We start from the raw sequence: 21,636 nt of genomic DNA, 5'->3' as shown, positions 1-21,636 counted from the left end.
AAATCCAGTGTTTTTTGAAAATTAACATATTTTCTTCTAAAATCAGTCACCAATTCTTACATCACTTACATCAAGTGCACTATTATTCAATATATAATCCAAACTAATTTGATTATAATAGTATTTATAAATATTCTTAGCGATAACTGCCGCATTTGTAGAGGAATATCCGTAAGGGATATTTACCGTAACAGCTATCTCAGGACTTTCATAAGGTGCAAAAGAGATAAAGAAAGCGTGATTTCCTCTAGTCTTTGACTCCTGTGCGGTACCTGTTTTTCCCGCAATATTAATATTAAGATCTGTAAATACTTTCCTTGCGGAACCTTCTTTTATAACCCTGTACATACCCTCTCGAACATTATTCCATGTATCCTGACTGATATCCACATGATAATTTGAAACAGGGGTGTAATCCTGTAAAACATTTCCGTATTGATCACAAACCTTATCCAAAAGACTCAGTTCAAAAACAGTTCCCTGATTTGCAATAGTCGCTACATATCTTGCAAGCTGAATATTTGCAAATGAGTGATTACCCTGACCGATAGATGACTGTTCAGGGTTGATATCTGAAATCTGTGGTTCATTTTCCACTATTTCAACTCCGGATTTATGATCGAGTCCGAACATTGTGGCATATTTTTTAAGTCTCTCTATACCAAGTTCTGATGAATACTCACCGTTACCGTCTGTAGAAAGTCTGTGTCCCGTTTCGGCAAAATATACATTGCATGAATCCTGTATAGCTTTTACTACAGACTCGGGGCCGTGACTTCCCGGATAAATCCAGCATTTTATAGCAGGATTTATAGTATCGTAAATACCTGTACACACTACCGTGTCAGTTGCGTTTATAACATGCTCTTCAAGACCTGCAATTGCTGTAATAGGCTTGAATGTTGAACCCGGTGCCTTCTTTGTTTGGGTCGCATTATTATATAGCGGCAAACTTTCGTCCTCCAGCAATTTGTTAAAATATGTAACGTCCATAGAGTTTGCCAATCTGTTGTTGTCATAACCCGGATACGATACCAATGCTCTCACTTCACCGGTATTTACATCTGTAACCACCGCTCCGGCAGAACAAGGATCAAGCGCAAGCTGTGCCGGTGTTATCTCTATCCTTGAAATCTTATCAATAAAGAAAGGGAAAGCAAAGCCTTCATTTCCGGCAGCCAATTGAGCATATGCGGCTTCATCCATATTAAGTATTCCCTGATCGAAAAGCGCCAGACAAAGTTCTCTTCCTGTGACCACATTGTTTCTGATCAAATATTTATAAACAAGCTTATCAAAATCGGCATCATCCTTAAGCATATCTTGAATATACTCTACAAGCTTGCTGTATATATCCTCAGCACTTGAATAATTACTGTCGTTAAAGAATATCGTAGTATCGATATACCCGCTTGATATTCCTATAAACAAATAATCTCTAAGTGAAGTGGTCTCATTTTTCCATGCCTGATAAACCTCGGATTTTGTATCTATATTATCCTTCTTTATTATACTCTTCTTTGTAAGTGCGGAATGAATATAGTTTAAATATGCATTTGTATCTTCAGGCAATCCGCCCATTACCGTAGGGGTACTTGAAGTCAACTCGTTATTTATTGATACTAAAATATTTTCCTTTTGTGCTGTAAGCTTTGCATTCAAACTTTGCTCCGTTGCAGACGCATCCGCTTTTGCAAAGTGAGTCGTATCAAGTACATTGTTTCCTATAAGCTGATAGTAAGCATCTTTTACTGGTATAAGTCTATGTGTTGAATCTGTTGAATCTGTATTCGGATTGTCCTCATTTACAATCTTACTTGCCAAAACACCTGCCAGCTGCTGCTCAACCAAACGATAAGTAGCTATTTGCAAATTTTTATCAATAGTCAGATATACATCATTTCCCGCACTTGATTCAACTTCGCTTATGGTCTCTATAATCCTTCCCACATTATCAACTATCATAGTCTTTGAGCCCTTTGTACCCTGTAATGTGGTCTCCATGCTCTCTTCTATACCGATTCTTCCTACAATATCATTTAATGTATAATCAGGTCTTTCCTTTAAAAGTTCATCAAGCTTGTCATCCGGAACTTTTCCCGTATATCCGATTATATCTGAAAAATAAACCGCATCATTGTAGACTCTTAGGGTGTCATTTTCCACATCGACACCTATTAAAGATGCCGTATTTTCCATAATGTCAATCTTTGCTTCTTCAGATATATTTGTAGATATAATAGTAGGCTCATACCTTCTGTAAAGTTTTTTGCCCATCTCATATCTTATATTTATCAAATCGATTTTGTCCTGACCGGACAGATTGTAGATATTACCTTCACTGTCAGTCATTTTATCAAGTCCGTAGGTTTTAAGCTTTTTATCAACCATCTCCTGCGCACTGATATTTGAAGGATACTTTCCGGCCTTATCATCAAGTTCATCCAATGATTTCAAGCCGTACATATCTGCAATAAATCTCAGTCTGGCTGTGTCGGATTTTGTGGTATAGTAGAAATCACCGTTTTCATCTACCGCCACCAAAAAATCTCCCTCGATATTTTCGTCATGTTTTCTTAAAATCTGTACCAGCCTGTAGTACATATTGTTTTTGTAATTAACCTTTTTATAGTATCCGCCATCTGTGATAGTTACCGTATAAGACAGTTTATTATAGGCCAAAAGATTGCCGTTTCTGTCATATATATTTCCTCTTGCACCTGTGGTGGCTACCGTTTTCTTTATTTTTTGAACATACTTATCCTGTGCCTCTTTTCCGTTTACCATTTGCATGGTGAAAAGTTTAGATCCAAGGATAAATACCATGAAGGCGTATATTACACTAAGTATAAATAGTCTGGAGGATTTTATCTTTTCAAAAAAGTCCCCTAAAAAATCTTTAAAATCCCTTATCACTAATTAATTCCTCTACTGTCCAATATCCTGAGTTTTTTATTGTACCAAAGTAAAAACCTGTATAATAACAATGTAAATATAAGCGTTATTATTACCTCGGGTATTACAATATTTTTCAAATAGTATAAAAATTCAAATTTATCTCTTATCAAGAATCTGAAAACATAAATAAATACATTGTACATAACTTCACTTATTGTACACACTATGAATGGTAAAACTATATATTCCTCATAAAAGAAGGCTGAAAGCTTACCGTTGATATACCCTATCCATATAAATAATAAAGTAAAAAATCCGAAAGGACCTGCAAAGTACAAGTCCATCAAAACTCCACATAACACACCGTAGAGCATTCCTTCTTCCACACCGAGACTGAATCCATAAGTGAATGTCAGTATTATAAGTAAGTTCGGCGAGGCATATAAAAACGGTATGAACGGGAAAATGCATATCTGAAGTGCAAATGCAAATATAATAAAAGCTATATTTACTATTATTCTTCTCATTTAATCACTCACTTCCTTCTTTTTGGTTATTACAAGAACTTCAGATATAGTATCAAAATTCACTATAGGTATTATATATCCGCTCTTTGTAAGCCTTGAAGAATCTTCCTTTAAATCTCTGGCATAGCCGATTAAAATATTCGGCAAATACTTGGTTGATACATTTGATGTAACTATCATATCACCCTCGGAGATATCCGCATCCGACTTTACATCTTTTAAAATCAATCTTCCGTCATTATAAAGCTCAAGATTACCGTCAACTCTGCAAAGAGAACCTGTTCTAAGAGACATTGCACTTACTCTTGATATATCATCTATAATTGAACGGACATTTGCATAATTTTTCCCTACATCGGTCACTATTCCGATCAGTCCGCCATAGCCTATAACATTCATGTCTACTGCTATGCCGTCATCACTTCCCTTGTCGATAGTAAAAGTAGAAAACCACTTTGTACTGTCCTTTGCCACTACTCTGGCGCCAACCTTCTCGTAGTCCGAATAACTTTCATCAAGCTTATACAATTCTCTGAGTCTTGCAAGTTCCCCGTTATCCGCCATCAACTTCGTGTTTTCCTCCGTTAGCTCATCAATTTTTTTATTGAGCAAGGTATTTTCATTGATTGCGTCATGCAACTTTCTTTGCTCTTCTATATTGTCATATATCGCCCTACCGGCAGTATTTACTCCGGATTGAACCGGCAATAATACAATTCCTACCGCCTGTCTTAAAGGCGAAATAATAGAATCATTGAATGAAGTTATTCCTATAAGAATGATACTAATTATACTTAAAATTATCAGTACAAGTCGGTTTCTAGAATCCATTAAATAATCCCCTGTTCCTTAAAGCTGTAATAGCAGTTGTCACCTATGACTATATGGTCTATAAGTTCTATTCCTATACTATCAAGCGCTTTATTAATATCCTTTGTTATATCTATGTCCGCCTTACTCGGCGACGGATCACCACTTGGATGATTGTGCAGTAAAATAACATTTACCGCCAAATGCTTTAAGCTTTCTATCAAGATCTCTCTGACAGAAACCAAAGAAGCATTCACAGTTCCAACTGAAATCACCATATCGGAAATGGGTCTCTGCCTTGTGTCAAGGAAAATAATTCTAAGTTCCTCAACTTCCAAGTGTCTGATACTCTCCTTATAATAATTTGCAACCAAGTCAGGAGAAGAAAAAGAAATGCTCTTTCTTGTGTTTTTTCTCTCCCAAGCTCTTTTGCAAAACTCTCCAAGCGCAAGTATCTGTACGGCCTTAACCTTGCCCACACCCTTGATGGCCATCAATTTATCAATATTATGGTGAAAAATACTATGTATTCCAAATCCTTCACCATTACCCTCAAGAATATTGTATGCAAGATTTACAACATTGACATCCTTTGTACCGCTTCTAAGAAGCACAGCCAAAAGTTCAACATCTGTAAGCGATTCCACTCCATACTCCAGCGCTCTGTCATATGGTCTTTGTTCAAGTGGTAATTCCTTTATTTTCCCCATAAATCCCTTTCCGCTCTCCAAGCATGAAAGGTAATTTTATTTTATCACAAAATATAAAAGTAATTAATTAATATTTTGTAAAGTTCTAAAGCAGTCCTGCATCATATATCTTCTGCAGTGACAGCATTATTCCAAGTTTTGCATGATACCAGGTAAGTCCTCCCTGGAAAAACACCGAATACGGCTCTTTCATCGGTCCGTCCGCACTAAGCTCTATTGAAGAACCGCCAACAAAAGCTCCTGCCGCCATTATCACATCACTGTCATATCCCGGCATCGCCCAAGGTTCGGGCTTTACATATGAATCTACAGGAGCCGCCGCCTGTATGCCCTCACAGAAAGCACATAAGGCTTTCGGATCTCTTAAAGTAATTTCCTGAATAATATCAAATCTTGGCTCGGTAGCATTCGGATGACAGTCAAATCCAAGACTCTCATAAAGATTTGCCGCAAATATAGCACCCTTTAACGCTCCCGCAACTACTGTAGGAGAAAGGAAAAACCCCTGAAACATACTTGTATTCATCCCAAGACTTGCTCCTATTTCTTTTCCAAGTCCCGGTGCCGAAAGTCTATATGAAGCATTGTCCACACATTCCTTAGTTCCGACAATGTAGCCACCTATAGGAGCCAGTCCGCCTCCCGGGTTTTTTATAAGAGAACCCACTATCATATCAGAACCTACTTCAATAGGCTCTATTCTCTCTACAAACTCACCATAGCAGTTATCCACCATACATATGATCTTAGGATCTATTGATTTTACAAACTTTATAAGCTCACCTATCTTCTCCACAGACAATGTTTTTCTTGTAGCATAGCCCTTTGATCTTTGTATTGTAACAAGCTTTGTTTTTTCATTTATAGCTTTTCTTATTCCTTCAAAGTCAAAAGAACCGTCTGAAAGTAAGTCAACCTGTGAATATTTAACACCATACTCTTTTAAAGATCCTCTTGAATCTCTTATACCGATAACCTCTTCCAAAGTATCATAAGGCTTTCCTACAGGTGATAAAAGTTCATCACCGGGTCTTAAATTCCCTGAAAGTGCTATATGAAGTGCATGTGTGCCGCTTACCAATTGCGGTCTTACAAGTGCAGCCTCCGCTTTAAATGCTGTAGCATATACATCCTCCAACACATCTCTTCCCAAATCATTGTATCCATATCCGGTAGTTGCCGCAAAATGTATATCGCTTACCTTATGTTTTTGCATTGCCGCAAGCACTTTCATCTGATTAAACTCGGCATTCTTATCTATCTCAAGAAATCTTTCCTCCAAAGATGCCAATACTTTTTCAGACAAGTCTATAACTTTTTTTGAAATACCGAATTCCGCATAAATATTATTTAAATCACTCATTATCTATTCTTTCCGTATTAATTTTCTCAATCATATAATCAACTATTTTGTCATTGCTCTCAAATGAGAAAGGATCCACATAAATTACATCCTTTTCTCTCTTAAACCAGGTTACCTGCCTTTTTGCCATATGCCTTGTATTTTGCTTAATATTCTCTATAGCGGTTTCCAAAGAAACCTCTCCGTCCAGATACTCAATTATCTCTTTATACCCTATCCCCTGCATGGAAATATTCGCCGTTGAGAGTCCCATTTCTCTAAGCTTCTTAACTTCATCAACGAGTCCGTTTTCCACCATAATATCCACTCTTTTATTTATTCTTTCATATAGGATATCTCTTGGAGGATTCAGTACAAAGAATCTGTAATCATATGGTGATTTTTTCTCTCTTTGGACTTCATTATGTGATGAGATAGGCTCATTATTTATCAAAAAGTACTCTATTGCACGAATTATTCTCTTCTTATTATTTTTATGTATGGTTTGTGCTGAAACAATGTCAATTTTTTTCAGTTTCTCATGCATAAAATCCGCACCGAAAGCATCATATTCTTCTTCAAGCTTTTTTCTTACAGAACTGTTATCATCCTCATTATTAAAATCAATATCATAAATAACAGATTGTATATAGAAACCTGTTCCTCCAACCAATATAGGTATATGTCCGTTCTTTACTATTTCCTCTATAGAACATTTTACCATGTTTTGAAACTTTACGATATTGAAATCTTCCTTTGGATTCAGCACATCTATCAAATGATGTTTTACACCCTGCATCTCTTCTACCGATATTTTTGCAGTGCCCACATCCATATATTTATATACTTGCATGGAGTCCGCACTTATTATCTCTCCCCCAAGTCTTTTAGCCAAATCAATGGATACTGAGGTTTTACCCGATGCGGTAGGTCCCGCAAGAATAATCAATTTATTCTTTGTCATACTATCCTTTTAAATTTCTTTTCAATTTCCTGCTTGCTCATTTTTATTATAGTAGGTCTTCCATGTGGACAATTGTATGGATTATCCAGTGACAGCAACTCATCAAAAAGGTCATTTGCCTCCATCAGGGATATTCTCATATTTCCCTTTATAGCCGCCTTGCAAGCCATAGATGCCGTCTTTGCCAAAATAAGCTCTGACGGAGATATAATATCATAATTTGTGCTGTCTGCAAGCATTTCATTAAAAAGCTCCGCCTTCGGTATTGAAGGAAAAATATTAGGAATTGCATTTATCTTATATTCTTTTCCTCCAAATTCCTCTATATCAAATCCTGCCGCCCTAAACTCATCCATATGCTTAATTAAAACATCCTGCTCCAAATCGGTTAAGGTAACTATAATAGGCGGATTTATCATCTGAGCGGAAATCTTATTGTCCTTACTTTCCTTTAAAAGTCTTTCATACATTACCTTTTCATGTGCCGCATGCTGGTCAATTATATACATCTCATTTTCCAGTTGAATTATCCAGTATGTATCAAAAACTTGTCCTATTACCTTTATATACTTTTTTGCTTCCGTATCAAAAAATGAAAGCTGTGATGCAGATTGTCTTGCACTTAAAGTATCTGCCTCGCTTGATGAATCTTTTGACACATCCCTTGCCCCGGCGGCATACTCAAAATCTCTATAATATCCTGCAGCATTATCAGAAGAATTATTTGAAACATCATCTTTTAAAAGTGCGTAGTCATTTTGCGGATTGTAGTTTGTCTCCTTGGGTATAGTCCACTGTATCTCATCACTTTTAGCGGATTTATTAAAGTCAATATCTCTTCTTCTGTTTTCAAAAGGCTCAGGTGTATTAATAAACACCTTCTTTTCATTGGCAGTGTCTTTACCCACAGGTACCTCTCTGATACTGCTCTGTAATTTAAAAATCTCCTCCACAGCCTCTTTTGTACAGTTGTAGATATGATTTCCGTCAGAGAATCTCACTTCCATCTTTCTTGGATGAACATTTACATCCACACCTTCCAAATAGAAGCTGAGCGCACAAAAAGGATACTGATGTTGCATAAGTCTGTCGCCGAAACCGTCTTCAATAGCCTTTGAAATAATATTGTCCTTTATATATCTGCCGTTTACAAAGATATTTTCAAGACTTCTGGAACTTCTTGTAACTTCAGGTCTTGCAATAACACCTTTTATCTTTACCCCGTCTTTTTCATAATCAACCGCACATAAGGCCTTGGAAATCTCCTTTCCATAAAGCTGATATATTATATCCTTCAGATTTCCGTTTCCGTTTGTCTGTAGCTTCACCTGATTATTTGATATAAACTTAAAGGCAATGTCCGTATTTGACATAGCCATCTTCTCTACAAGCTCACTTATATGTGCTCCCTCCGTAGAAGCGGTTTTTAAGAATTTTCTTCTGGCAGGAGTATTATAAAAAATATCTCTGATAATTATACTGGTTCCGTCCGGTGCTCCTATTTCTTCAAATTCAACCTCTACACCACCTTCCATATAGTAGCGAACACCGGTAAGTTCATCTCTTGTCTTTGTGATTATCTCACATCTTGAAACCGCAGCAATACTTGAAAGTGCTTCGCCGCGAAATCCCAGACTCTTTATAGAGATAAGATCTTTATCACTGACTATTTTTGAAGTGGCATGCCTTAAAAAGGCTGTTTTTACTTCTTTTGAATCAATACCGCAGCCATTATCCGTTATTCTTATCAGGTCAATTCCACCATTTTTTATCTCTACTGTAATGGAAGAACTTCCCGCATCTATTGAATTTTCCAAAAGCTCCTTTACTATTGATGCAGGTCTCTCAACCACCTCACCTGCCGCAATCTTATCAATAGTCCCCTTATCCAGTATATTAATCATAAACTTATATCCTGTTCTTTATCTTATTCTGTAAAGCATACAATGTATTCAAAGCATCCATAGGAGTCATTGAAGTAATATCGATTTCTGAAATTTCCTTAATAATCGTATCATTATTTATCGCATCAAATAGTGAAAGCTGTCCCGCCTCCACTTCACTCATCTTCTTTACAGGTTTTCTCTTTGAAACTGCCGGTGTAGCCTCTGCAATCTCTCTGGCTCTGGTCGCAATATCAGCGCTTGAAAGCTCCTCTATAAGCTCCTTTGCTCTGTTTGTTACACTATCGGGTACACCTGCAAGTTTTGCTACCTGTATACCATAACTCTTATCTGCACCGCCTGTTATTATTTTTCTAAGAAATACTATATTATCACCGTTTTCCTTTACTGAAATACAGTAATTATTTACACCCGGAAGAGTACCTTCAAGTTCTGAAAGCTCATGATAATGTGTTGCAAAAAGTGTCTTTGCACCTATCAGTTTTATATTTGAAATATGCTCTACCACTGCCCATGCAATAGCAAGACCGTCAAAAGTAGATGTACCTCTTCCTATCTCATCCAAAATAACCAAAGAATTTCTGGTGGCATTTCTAAGGATATTTGCAACCTCAGTCATCTCCACCATAAAAGTAGACTGACCGCTTGCAAGGTCATCCGAAGCTCCCACTCTGGTAAATATTCTGTCACAAACACATAAATTTGCCTGCTTTGCAGGTACAAAACTTCCTATTTGAGCCATCATACAAATAAGAGCTGTCTGTCTCATATAAGTTGATTTACCTGCCATATTAGGTCCGGTAATAATAGACATCCTTTTCTTATTCTGATCAAGATAGGTATCATTTGCAATAAACGAATCATCATTTAGCATTGTCTCAACTACCGGATGCCTGCCATCCCTTATGTCAATAACACCTGAAGTATTTATTTCAGGTTTTACATAGTTATTGTTATAAGCCACCGTAGCCAATGAACATAATGCATCTATATAAGCAACCGCCTTGGCACTTGATTGTATTCTGTTTACATTCTTTGCAATCTCATCTCTGATTTCAACAAAGACTTCATACTCCAGACTGTTTAACTTATCCTCAGCCCCAAGTATTATATTTTCCAAATCTTTAAGCTTATCTGTGGTATATCTTTCTGCATTGGTAAGAGTCTGCTTTCTTATAAAATAATCCGGCACCATATCTTTGAACGAATTGGTCACCTCAAAATAATATCCAAATACCTTGTTGAACTTTACTTTAAGATTCTTTATTCCTGTTTTCTCTTTTTCTTCAGATTCCAAAGAAGCCAGCCAATTCTTACCCTCAGTTTTTGCCTGCCTAAGCTTATCTATCTCACTATTATATCCGGTATTTATAATATTGCCTTCTTTTAGTGAAAGTGGACTGTCTTCATTTATAGCCCTATCTATTATGTCGATTATATCGTGAAGCCTGTCGAGATTATTATTTGTCTTTTTGATCTCTTCAGACTCAAAAGTTTTTAAAGCCTCTTTTATCGGACTTATCATCTTCAAAGAAGCAGATAGTGATAGAAGATCTCTGGTATTGGCATTCTTTGTTACAACTCTTGACATCAGTCTCTCCAGATCATAAATCGGATTTAAATATTCTCTAAGCTCTTCCCTGTCAATATATCTGTCAAAGAGTTCCGCCACGGCTTCCTGCCTGTTTATTATTCTTTCTTTATTTACAAGCGGCTGCTCCAAAAAACCTCTAAGCATTCTGGCACCCATAGCTGTATTTGTCTTATCAAGTACACCTAAGAGTGAGCCGTTTTTCTTTTTCTCTCTCATAGTTTCCACCAGCTCAAGATTTCTTCTTGAGCTGGTATCCACTATCATATAGTCTCCGTTTTTATATGCACTTATTCCCACTATCTGTGCACAGGAGCTCTTTTGCATCTCATAGAGATATCTAAGCATTGCTCCTGATGAGATGGTCGCATCCAAAAACTCTGAAAGTCCCAATGCTTCAATACTTGAAACCGCAAAATGTCTCTTTAATATATCTATACTGTTCTTCTCACTGAAATATGTATTATCAAGTGATGTTATTGTAATATTATATTTTTTCTTTAGTTCCTCAAGTGAAATACCGCTGATCTCAAATGCATGATTGCATATAATTTCTGTGGGTTGGTATTTTTGTATCTCATCAAAGAGTTCTCTTATAGAAACCAGCTCTGTAACAAAGAAATCTCCGGTTGAAATATCACATATTGCAAGCCCGAATCTCTCATCAATATAGAATATGGAAATAATATAATTATTTTTATCATCAGCTAATACTCCGGTACTTGTGATAGTACCCGGAGTAACAATTCTAACAACTTCCCTTTTTACAAGTCCCTTTGCAAGCTTAGGATCTTCCATCTGCTCCGCAATAGCAACCTTATGACCGTTTTGTACAAGTCTGTTTATATAAGTTTCAGCAGCATGATATGGCACACCACACATAGGTGCTCTCTCTTCAAGTCCACAATCCTTACCTGTAAGGGTAAGTTCAAGCTCCCTTGCCACTTCAGTAGCATCCTCAAAAAACATTTCATAAAAATCGCCCAGACGATAAAAAAGTATACAATCCGGATACTCTTTCTTAGTCTCCAGATATTTTGACATCATAGGAGATAGTGCCATTTATGCCTCACTTGTCTTTATATGTCCCATATAGTAAAAGCCTTTTGCTTCATCCAAGATAACATCCACTATTTCACCTATAAGTCTTTCTTGACCTTTGAAATGTACCGTTAAGTTATTCTCAAGCTTTCCGCTAAGATAGCCATCCAGATGATCATTATTGCCCTCTACCAAAACAGGCATACATTTTCCTTCATTTTTCTTTGTATTTTCCGCCGCAATATCTTGTACGGTTTTTAAAAGTCTGTCAAATCTGTCCTTTATAACCTTAGGATCTATCTGATCCTCCATCTTTGCAGCAGGTGTTCCTGAACGCTTTGAATAAATAAATGTAAATGCAGAGTCATATCTAACCTCTTTTACCACATCCAAAGTATCAAGGAAATCTTCCTCAGTTTCTCCAGGGAATCCCACTATAATATCTGTTGTAAGTGAAATATCCGGAATAGCCGCCTTTATTCTTCTTACCAAGTCAAGATAACCCTCTTTAGTATATACTCGATTCATTTTTTTAAGAATATCAGAGCTTCCCGACTGCAGTGGCAGATGTAAATGCTTGCATATCTTTTTATTCCTTTTCATCACCTCTATGACTTCATCAGAAAGATCCTTGGGATGAGGTGTCATAAATCTTAGTCGCTCCAAACCTTCGATCTGAGCGATCCTGTCTAAGAGAGTCGCAAAGCTTATCTCTTCTCCCAGTCCTCTGCCATATGAGTTTACATTTTGTCCAAGAAGCATGATTTCTTTTACGCCGTCAGCTACAAGGCTCTTGATCTCATCTATTATCTCCTCAGGCTTTCTTGATCTTTCTCTACCTCTTACATATGGCACTATACAATAACTACAAAAATTATTACAACCAAATGTGATATTCACACCCGATTTGAAGGCAAACTCTCTCTTATTCGGAAGCTTCTCAACAATCATCTCGGCACTTTCCATAACATTTACAACCTGCTTTTTAGTTGTAAGATGCTCAAAAAGTATCTCAGCAAGTTTATATATATTGTGTGTTCCAAAAACAAGATCTACATGTCTGTAAGATTTTTTGATCTTTTCAACCTCTTCCGCTTCCTGCATCATACATCCGCAGATACCGATTATCATATCCGGATTTTTTTCTTTGCTTTTTTTGAGCTGTCCCACTCTACCATAGAGTCTGTCGTTTGCATTCTCTCTTACAGTGCAGGTATTAAAAAGTACAAGGTCTGCATCCTCCTCATTCTCAGCTTCCATATATCCAATGCCTGTTAGAATTCCTGAAAGTTTCTCGGAATCTCTCGCATTCATTTGACAACCGAAGGTCACCACCTTATAAGTTGGATATACTCCCCTTTCCATTGCCTTTGCATGTATTATATCATTAACCTCAGACATGAAATATTCCTGTCTTAACAGTTCTTCATTAGGTATTAAATTCTCCATAATCCTCTTTCTAATATTTTGCTATAAAAATATGGTCCATTGCAATATCATACTCATTCACATCAAAATCAACATCTACTTGAAAATCATATGCGAGCCCGTACAAAGTATTCTCTCTATGCTTTCCAAAATATCTGTCGTAAAATCCACCGCCAAATCCAAGTCTTTTCTTATTCTTGTCAAGTCCTATAAGCGGTACAAAAACATGCGCATCTTTTGCAATGATTTCTTCACTGTTAATCTCCGGCTCCATAATGCCAAACTTTGATTTTTCAAGATTTTTAATTGAGCTTATCTTAAAAAATTTCATTTCCTTACCGCATACTCTCGGTAAGCCCAATATAATATCAATATCAAACTCATCCTTATAATATCCGGCAAGTATCTTTTCATATAAAGGTCTTAGATCTATCTCATTTCCAAGCGGCATAAATCCCAGAATTAACATACTTTTATTTTTCTTTATTAAAGCATCTATTTTTCTTATTATACTCTCACTTGCAGATAAAACCTCTTCTCTTGACAGTGAATTTCTCTTTTCCAACAAGTACTTTCTAAGCCCTGTCTTATTCATTCTTCTTTCCAAACTTCTCACCAAGGTCTGTTATACTGCCGTCAGCCTCTTCTATGGAAATATTATTAAGATTTGCTCTTAAACTTTCCCTTATTGATTCAATATATTCTTTTCTAAGTGCCGCCTGCTCTATCTTTTCTTCCTCTGTAAGTCCTACGCTCTTTTGCTTATGAGCTAATTCATTAATTCTGTCAATCTTTGTATTATCCATTTTTTCACCTACTATTCCAAACAATTTAACCAATCAAAATCCTTATTGCTCTTTGCCGGGAAATATGTCCCTATTTCCTCACCATTTGCAATATTTTCTATTATACTCATATCCTCCGCACTTGCAATTACCATATCACAGCCTGAATTGGTTGCAATCTGTGCCGCCAAAAGTTTTGTATACATTCCACCTGTTCCAAGACCGGACTTTGATGTAGCTTTTCCCATATCCATATATTTGTCTACATCCTCTACAAAGCTTATAAACTCCGCATCCTTATTTGTATTAGGATCGTCGGTATAAAGTCCGTCAATATCAGATAATAGTATAAGAAGATCCGCCTCCACAAGCGCACTTACAAGAGCAGACAATCTGTCATTATCACCAAACTGAATCTCATATGTAGATATGGTATCATTTTCATTTACTATAGGCACTGCACCATATGCCAAAAGTTGTGTAAAAGTAGCCTTGGCATTATCACGATAGGTATCCTCCGTTATTGTTGATTTTGTCATCAAAATCTGTGCTATTCTAAGATTATATTCAGAAAAAAGCTTTCTGTACTCCATAATAAGTCTGGCCTGTCCTACCGCCGCAAGAGCCTGCTTTTGTGAAAGTGTGGAAGGCTTTTCATTTATACCGAGAGAATGTCTTCCTGTTGCAATAGCACCTGATGAAACCAATACAACTTCCTTTCCTGCTCCTCTAAGATCTGCTATCTGTCTTATAAGTTTTTCTATTTTTGAAAGATGAAGCTCACCAGTTTGGGCGTGAGTGATACTTGAAGAACCGATTTTTATTACAATTCTTTTTGCATCTCTTACCTTTTGTCTAATATCCATACTCCTCCTTATACTTTTCAATAATTCTTTCTGCAACCTTTAATCCGTCCATGGCAGCACTCATTATGCCGCCTGCATATCCGGCACCCTCACCACATGGATATATGCCGGAAATATTTGCTTGTAAAGACTCGTCTCTGCTTATTCTTACAGGTGATGATGTCCTTGACTCTATAGCTGCTACATAGGCATCTTCATTTATAAATCCTTTTATCTTACGATTAAAGTCTAAAAATGCCTCTTTCATGCTCTCATATATCTCTTTTGGGAAGAGCTTATCCACTCTGGCAATAGTAGTACTTCCCTTTATCTTCAGATTTGTATTGTCAAATCCGCTACTTTCTCTTCCTTCAAGGAAATCAACCAGTCTTTGTACAGGTACTCTTCCATTGCCCATATGAAAGGTCTCTTCTTCGAGTCTTCTTTGAAACTCTACACCTTTTAGCGGATCTTTAGGATCGGAGTATTTATCAAAATCTTCTTCAGATACACTTACAATAATAGCGGAATTTGCCTCTCCCGAATCTCTCTTATGATAGCTCATACCGTTTATGGCAATTCTTCCGTCTTCCGTAGAAGCATTTACTATATATCCGCCGGGACACATACAAAATGAATACACACCCCTGTCAAAGCTTGACTTAAACGTAAGTTTATAAGGTGCAGGCGATAAAAACCTCGCTTCTTTTTCGCCAAACTGTGAAACATCTATCAAATGTTGTGAATGAGAAACTCTTATACCAAGTGCAAATGACTTCGGTTCCATATAAACTCCCATTTCCTTTAAAGCTTTAAAGGTATCTCTGGCACTATGTCCAAGTGCGAGTATTATATTTTCACATTCGATTATTTCATGTTTGCAATCTCTTTTGTTTACTACTTCTATCTTCTTTTTATTATCTTTTATATTTTCTATATTTATAAGTTTGGTATCAAATCTTACCTCTCCACCAAGTTCCTTTATTTCTTCTCTTATCTTTCTTACTATGCCTGTTAAAAGATCTGTACCTATATGCGGCTTATTATCATACAAAATCTCCTTTGGTGCTCCGTATTCCACCAAAGTACTTAGCACAAATTTGTTTCTACCGAAAGTATCTTTTACCAAGGTATTTAACTTTCCGTCCGAGAATGTACCTGCTCCTCCTTCTCCAAAAGAAACATTGGACTCGGTGTCAAGCTTTCCTTCGCTCCAAAATTTATTTACGCTCAAGGTTCTGTCTTCAACACAGCCACCTCTCTCTATTACTATAGGCTTTAAGCCATACCTTGCAAGTAAAAGTGCTGCAAATATACCCGCAGGACCAAATCCCACCACCACAGGTCTTTTACTCTCTTCCGAAATTTCATGCTTTTCTACATCTTCATAAGCATAAACAACCGGCTTTGCAATGCTCAAAGCTTTATTTTTCTTTAAATATTTAGCCTCATTTAAAAGACTGACATCTATGGAATAAGAATATGAGATCTCAGGCTTTTTTCTGGCATCTATTGATCTTTTCCTTATTTCATATTCTTCTATCTCATCTATATTACAACCGATAGTCTTGGCAAGTTTTTTCTTTAAATCATTTTCATCATGATGTACATTCAGCTGTAAAGAATTTATATGTAACATTTTTTCTTCCTTATCTTCCGGCACCGGCTATATATCCGGATGTCCATGCCCACTGCAAATTGTAGCCTCCGCAAATCCCGTCAACATCAAGTATTTCACCTGCAAAGTACATGCTCTTAATATCCCTATACATCAGATTATCATCAACATCATCCAAGGCAATACCACCTGTACAAACTTGCGCCTTGTCAAAATCTCCGGTGCCTTTAACATCAAATTTCATCTCTTTACAAATAGCAATTAGTCTATCAAAACTCTTATTATCACATTTTTTTATTTTTAGATCAGCCCTGATATCTGCCAAACCAATTATTCCAAGCCAAAGCTTAGAGTTTATGAGTCCGTTTCCTATATCCTCCATTGTAATAAATGAAGGTATTTTCCTTCTCTCATTTAATATATTTTCTATATTTCCAAGATGTGAAAACATATCAAGCGAAACTTTAACACTTTCTTTTTTATCAAGAGCAATACTTACATACCTGCTTACTTGAAATGTAGGTATCCCCGATATACCTGTATCACTAAACTGCAATTCTCCAAAGTCACTTGCAAGTTCCTCATCCTTAACAGCTACCGATATTTTCCCCTTTGCCCTGACACCTGATGTCATTTTAAAGAAATTTTTATTATCTAAGCTGATACCGCAAAGTGCAGGTAAAACAGACTTATATTTTATATCAAGCTTTTTTAAAACAGGAAAAAAAGATCCGTCACTTCCAAGTTTGGGTGCTGCTTTTAAACCTGTAGCTATAATAATCTTGTCAAAATAAAGCTTTGATTTGCTTTTATTATTTGCGTTGCAGATACAAAGCGTAAATAAATCATCATTCTTATATATATCTGTTACATAGGTATTTAAAAGTATATTCACATCATATCTTTCAAGCTCCATTAAAAGTGCATTTCTGATAGAAGCCGCCTGCTCCGAGTTTGGATATGTATATCCGTCTCTTATATACTCTATTACCCCTATACTGTTAAAAAACTTTATAGTATCAAATTGGTTAAATCTTTCTATAAACTTTATTGCTCTTTCATTATAGTGATAATTTGAAGGCTCTAATTTTGTATTTGTAAAATTACATTTTCCGTTTCCGGTAGAAAGTATCTTCTTTAGAAGCTTGTCATTGTGCTCAATGACAGTAACTTCATCCTTTCCATTACACGCAAATAGAGCAGACATAATACCTGCTGCTCCACCGCCTACAATCCCAACTTTCATTTCAAAAGCCTGACTTTCTGTAAAATATTTACTAATTTTCTGCCCTTTGGCATCTGCAATATCTCATTCTTTGATATAGTTCTTGTACCGATCAAAAGTATTGCATAAACAGGTGCTCCAACCATAATAGGTATTAATGTAAGTATAACCCTGCTGCTGCTGAATCTTAGAATAAAAGTATATACTATATAAACAACTATTCCCATAAGACCTGCACAAATAAAAGGCATAAGATAAGTCTTTATAAGTTCCTGTTTATAGGATAGATTTCTTCTTATACTTCCGGCATTCAAAATACACATCGAAAGAGCAAATACCATATTTCCGAATACCAATCCGATTACATTTGATTTAAATGTAAATAATAATATATACAGTATAATAAAATGTATTATCAGTGATATAAAAGCATTTTTAACCGGCTTATTTATAAGGCTGGTTCCCTGAAGTACAGCATTTGTAACTGTAGAAACAGAGTACAATACAACAACTCCCGATCCGAGAATCATCAAGTATGCAGCCAACATGGCATCTTCCGCAGAATTAAAAAGTATTCCCATTACAGGCATTGAAATAACCGCAAGCCCTATTGCACATGGAAAACTTACAATAGTGGCAAATCTGATAACCATTGATATCTTTGAGTTTACATCACTTCTCTCACCTTTACTAAAACTTCTTGAAATAGTCGGTATAAGGGATGAAGACATAGCATTTGCTATAGCAACCGGAACATTTACAAGTACAAGATATCCACCTGTGTATATTCCGTAAAGTCTTGATGTCTCTTCTTCAAGTCCCAAAGCTTTCATACTCTGTCCGAACACCATTCCGTCAAGCACAGAGTTTATATTATAAATAGCTGTAGACGCTATTACAGGTATTACTGTAAGTATCAACACTCTTGTAATTGTAGAAAAGCTTTCTTTTCTTAGTGTTTTATCATTTAAGATATTCTTTCTTCTTACATTCGCAGTCACAAAAAAGAATGCAAGCATTACAAACAAGGCTATAACTGTACCTGCACCGGTACCTATTGTACCTCCGGCTGCACCGTAAGCCGCCTTTACATCCTCACCCTTTGCCTGTTTTAATGCCGCCTCACACAAATAATAAGCCGCACCCACTGATACAGCAGCATTTACTATCTGCTCAAAGATTTGAGAAAGAGCCGTAGGTACCATTGTAGAATGACCTTGGAAGTATCCTCGAAGCACTCCAAGATATGCCATAATCCATATGGTAGGTGCCAGGCTTTGCAGAGCATACTTTGCCAAAGGCATCTGATACAGATTGCTTGCAAAAAAGTTTGCTCCGAAAAAAACTATAACAAAACCAAGGCCTCCCACTATCGTTGCATATATAAGGGCTGCCCTGAGTATTTTATTTGCATTTTTGTATTCATTCTTTGCAATTCTTGAAGAAACCATCTTACTTACGGCAAGCGGCAATGAATATGAAGAAAGCAAAAGAATAATCGCATACAAATTATATGCGGTGGAATAATATCCCATACCCTTACTTCCTATTATTCTAAGAAGAGGTACTCTGTAGGCAAGTCCTATAAGTCTGACCAAAATTCCCGCAACCGCCAATATGGCTCCCTGCACCAAAAAATTATTAGATTCTTTCTTTGTTGTTTTTACCGGCATTATCTGCTAATCCCCTCAAGCTCTAAAATTTTTCTTTGTTTTTCTTCCATAACAATTCTTTCATCATCTTCCATATGGTCATATCCCATCAGATGAAGCATGGAATGTACCACCAAAAAAGCCAACTCTCTGGTTTTGCTGTGCCCATATTCCTTAGCCTGTTCCAGTATATGCTCTGTAGAAAGTATAATATCTCCAAGAAGCAATTCTCCGGTTTCCGGATTAAATGCATCTATATTTTCTTCAATATCATCAAAATTTCCGGGGGCGGAAAACTCATTAAAAGGAAATGAAAGCACATCTGTAGCCCTGTCAATGCCTCTGTACTCATTATTTATCCTTCTTATTTCCTCATCATCCACAATTGTCACCGAAACTTCCGCCTCATAAGGACAATCTTCAAAATCAAGTGATGCAACTACCATTTTATTGATTATTTCTTCATATGGTATTTCAAGATTCGTTTTAGACTCATAGCTTATTTCTATAGTCATACTCCCTCGCCGTTATAAAATCTGCCAAAAGGCTGTATTTATTTTCTAAATCTCTTTTTATCATCCTTTGATATATTTTTCTTTTCATATATATCATAGGCTTCCACAATTTTTTGAACCAAAGGATGTCGTACCACATCCTTATTGGTAAGCATACATATACCTATATCATCTATATTTTTTAAAATCTTAAGTGCACTGTCAAGACCCGAAGTCTGTCCCTGAGGAAGGTCCTTCTGACTTTGGTCTCCGGTCACTATCACCTTTGAACCGAAACCGATTCTTGTTAAAAACATCTTCATCTGTGCAGGTGTGGTGTTTTGCGCCTCATCAAGAATTATGAATGCATTATCAAGAGTTCTACCTCTCATATATGCAAGAGGAGCGACTTCAATCAATCCCTTTTCCTGATTATGCAGGAAACTGTCGGCACCCATTATCTGATACAACGCATCATATAGAGGTCTTAAATAAGGGTCTATTTTACTTTGCAAGTCTCCCGGCAAAAATCCCAGTTTTTCTCCGGCTTCTATTGCAGGCCTGGTAAGGATAATTCTGTTTATACTTCCTTCTTTAAAAGCCTGTATCGCCATTGCCATAGCAAGATAAGTTTTTCCCGTTCCTGCAGGGCCTACACCGAAAACTATCATCTTTTCTCTGATAAGATCTACATACTGTTTTTGCCCCAGAGTCTTCGGCTTTATAGGTTTGCCTAAGATAGTTCTTGCTATAACATCCTGATCGATTTCAAGAATCTTGTCATCTTCAAGTGTAAATGACAATGAAAGGGCATAATCTATATTTTGCTCTGTGATTTGATTCCCTCTTTTAGAAAGTTCTATAAGATTGTTGAAAACAGATTTCGCCTTATCTACATAAGGTTTCGGGCCTATTATTTTTATACTGCCGTCTCTGGCAATCATACTTACCTTCAGCGTTCTCTCTATTTTCTTCAAATATACATCAAACTCACCACAGACATTCCTTTCATGCTCCATAGGTATATCTATAATATTTTCAATTATACTCAAATTGTTCTCCTTAAAAGTTTTCTTTAAAAAGAAAACCCCGGTCAAATGACCGAGGTTGTGAAAACACGCAATTAATTAAACTTACGCTTTCTAGCTGCTTCAGACTTTTTCTTACGTCTTACGCTTGGCTTCTCGTAATGCTCTCTCTTACGAATTTCTTGTTGAATGCCTGCCTTAGCACAATTTCTTTTGAATCTTCTAAGTGCACTGTCAAGACTCTCGTTTTCTTTCACAATCACGTTTGACATCTAAGATCTAACCTCCCTCCGGTTGTGAAATTCAAAATCTATATCATTATACCATAAAGTACAGATTCGTCAATATGTATTTCAAATAAATTACACGATTATAAGCCATATATGATAAAGTCCCATTATACCACAAATAAAAATGTCCCACTTATGGTAGAATACTATTTTGTATATTCTAACACTAGGAGGGACTGACTTATCAGAAAGGTTATTTTATCAATGGATGAACAAAGAAAGTACGAGGTTATTAAGGGTCTGGTAGATCACCCCGATACAGCTAATAAGGATAGAGCTGCTCTTATCCTAGGATGCACCAAGAGGCATATAAACCGTATGATACAAGGCTATATTAAAGATGGTAAAGTATTCTTTATTCATGGTAACCGAGGTAAGAAGCCGGCTACCACCATCCACCCTGATATCAGAAGTCAGGTTCTTGATCTATACAGAACTAAATACTACGAGGCTAACTTTGAACACTATACAGAGCTTCTAAAAA

The 21,636-nt window shown here is 36.5% G+C and carries 18 protein-coding genes and 1 pseudogene; 1 reads left to right on the top strand and 18 read right to left on the bottom strand.

What is annotated here, in order from left to right:
* Positions 1 to 42 precede the first annotated feature (42 nt).
* From SBH76_RS07865 to rpsU, 18 genes are all read right to left on the bottom strand, one after another.
* Entirely contained in the window at positions 43 to 2,916 is a 2,874-nt protein-coding gene (locus tag SBH76_RS07865; protein ID WP_317977413.1) for a penicillin-binding transpeptidase domain-containing protein, read from the bottom strand.
* Positions 2,916 to 3,425 carry a rod shape-determining protein MreD gene (mreD, locus tag SBH76_RS07860; protein WP_007591592.1) on the bottom strand — a complete coding sequence of 170 codons (510 nt, stop codon included), beginning with the start codon at positions 3,423 to 3,425 and terminating at the stop codon, positions 2,916 to 2,918. The genes SBH76_RS07865 and mreD overlap by 1 nt, the downstream gene beginning before the upstream one ends.
* Entirely contained in the window at positions 3,426 to 4,256 is an 831-nt protein-coding gene (mreC, locus tag SBH76_RS07855; protein ID WP_007591590.1) for a rod shape-determining protein MreC, read from the bottom strand. It lies immediately after the preceding gene.
* Positions 4,256 to 4,945, bottom strand: coding sequence for a RadC family protein (gene radC / locus SBH76_RS07850; RefSeq protein ID WP_317977412.1), 690 nt, complete (start codon positions 4,943 to 4,945; stop codon positions 4,256 to 4,258). Before radC ends, mreC begins: the two co-directional genes overlap by 1 nt.
* 85 nt (positions 4,946 to 5,030) lie before the next feature.
* A complete protein-coding gene (locus SBH76_RS07845; RefSeq protein WP_317977411.1) occupies positions 5,031 to 6,308 on the bottom strand; it encodes a methionine gamma-lyase family protein in 1,278 nt (425 codons plus the stop codon).
* Complete coding sequence (miaA, locus tag SBH76_RS07840; RefSeq protein WP_317977410.1) at positions 6,301 to 7,251, bottom strand: tRNA (adenosine(37)-N6)-dimethylallyltransferase MiaA; 951 nt, start codon at positions 7,249 to 7,251, stop codon at positions 6,301 to 6,303. The genes SBH76_RS07845 and miaA overlap by 8 nt, the downstream gene beginning before the upstream one ends.
* Positions 7,248 to 9,155 (bottom strand): DNA mismatch repair endonuclease MutL, encoded by a 1,908-nt coding sequence (gene mutL, locus SBH76_RS07835; RefSeq protein WP_317977409.1) that lies wholly within the window; start codon positions 9,153 to 9,155, stop codon positions 7,248 to 7,250. Before mutL ends, miaA begins: the two co-directional genes overlap by 4 nt.
* 4 nt (positions 9,156 to 9,159) lie before the next feature.
* Positions 9,160 to 11,808: a DNA mismatch repair protein MutS gene (gene mutS, locus SBH76_RS07830; protein WP_317977408.1), complete on the bottom strand. Its 2,649-nt coding sequence runs from the start codon at positions 11,806 to 11,808 to the stop codon at positions 9,160 to 9,162.
* Positions 11,809 to 13,236, bottom strand: a complete 1,428-nt coding sequence (gene miaB / locus SBH76_RS07825) for a tRNA (N6-isopentenyl adenosine(37)-C2)-methylthiotransferase MiaB (RefSeq protein ID WP_317977407.1) — start codon at positions 13,234 to 13,236, stop codon at positions 11,809 to 11,811. It abuts the gene before it with no gap.
* 10 nt (positions 13,237 to 13,246) lie between these two features.
* Positions 13,247 to 13,810, bottom strand: coding sequence for a 5-formyltetrahydrofolate cyclo-ligase (locus SBH76_RS07820; RefSeq protein ID WP_317977406.1), 564 nt, complete (start codon positions 13,808 to 13,810; stop codon positions 13,247 to 13,249).
* Complete coding sequence (locus tag SBH76_RS07815) at positions 13,803 to 14,021, bottom strand: DUF896 domain-containing protein (RefSeq protein ID WP_317977405.1); 219 nt, start codon at positions 14,019 to 14,021, stop codon at positions 13,803 to 13,805. The genes SBH76_RS07820 and SBH76_RS07815 overlap by 8 nt, the downstream gene beginning before the upstream one ends.
* An 11-nt stretch (positions 14,022 to 14,032) precedes the next feature.
* Positions 14,033 to 14,866: a glutamate 5-kinase gene (gene proB, locus SBH76_RS07810; protein WP_317977404.1), complete on the bottom strand. Its 834-nt coding sequence runs from the start codon at positions 14,864 to 14,866 to the stop codon at positions 14,033 to 14,035.
* Positions 14,856 to 16,484: an NAD(P)/FAD-dependent oxidoreductase gene (locus SBH76_RS07805; protein WP_317977403.1), complete on the bottom strand. Its 1,629-nt coding sequence runs from the start codon at positions 16,482 to 16,484 to the stop codon at positions 14,856 to 14,858. Before SBH76_RS07805 ends, proB begins: the two co-directional genes overlap by 11 nt.
* A 10-nt stretch (positions 16,485 to 16,494) precedes the next feature.
* Entirely contained in the window at positions 16,495 to 17,709 is a 1,215-nt protein-coding gene (locus SBH76_RS07800; protein ID WP_317977402.1) for an aminoacetone oxidase family FAD-binding enzyme, read from the bottom strand.
* Positions 17,706 to 19,361, bottom strand: coding sequence for a putative polysaccharide biosynthesis protein (locus SBH76_RS07795; protein ID WP_317977401.1), 1,656 nt, complete (start codon positions 19,359 to 19,361; stop codon positions 17,706 to 17,708). Before SBH76_RS07795 ends, SBH76_RS07800 begins: the two co-directional genes overlap by 4 nt.
* On the bottom strand, positions 19,361 to 19,855 hold the full coding sequence (gene ybeY / locus SBH76_RS07790; protein ID WP_317977400.1) for an rRNA maturation RNase YbeY: 495 nt from the start codon (positions 19,853 to 19,855) through the stop codon (positions 19,361 to 19,363). Before ybeY ends, SBH76_RS07795 begins: the two co-directional genes overlap by 1 nt.
* 38 nt (positions 19,856 to 19,893) lie before the next feature.
* On the bottom strand, positions 19,894 to 20,886 hold the full coding sequence (locus SBH76_RS07785; protein ID WP_317977399.1) for a PhoH family protein: 993 nt from the start codon (positions 20,884 to 20,886) through the stop codon (positions 19,894 to 19,896).
* Between the two features lie 71 nt (positions 20,887 to 20,957).
* Entirely contained in the window at positions 20,958 to 21,134 is a 177-nt protein-coding gene (gene rpsU, locus SBH76_RS07780; RefSeq protein WP_005539624.1) for a 30S ribosomal protein S21, read from the bottom strand.
* 222 nt (positions 21,135 to 21,356) lie between these two features.
* On the opposite strand from rpsU, the pseudogene SBH76_RS07775 reads away from it, so the two are divergent.
* A pseudogene (locus SBH76_RS07775) lies at positions 21,357 to 21,636 on the top strand (ISNCY family transposase); the annotation flags it as partial.

Source organism: Lachnoanaerobaculum sanguinis (genome assembly GCF_033242365.1).
GTDB classification, from domain to species: Bacteria; Bacillota; Clostridia; order Lachnospirales; family Lachnospiraceae; genus Lachnoanaerobaculum; species Lachnoanaerobaculum sanguinis.
The sequence above is the reverse complement of the archived record's forward strand: the minus strand, read 5'-3'. Positions and strand labels throughout refer to the sequence as shown.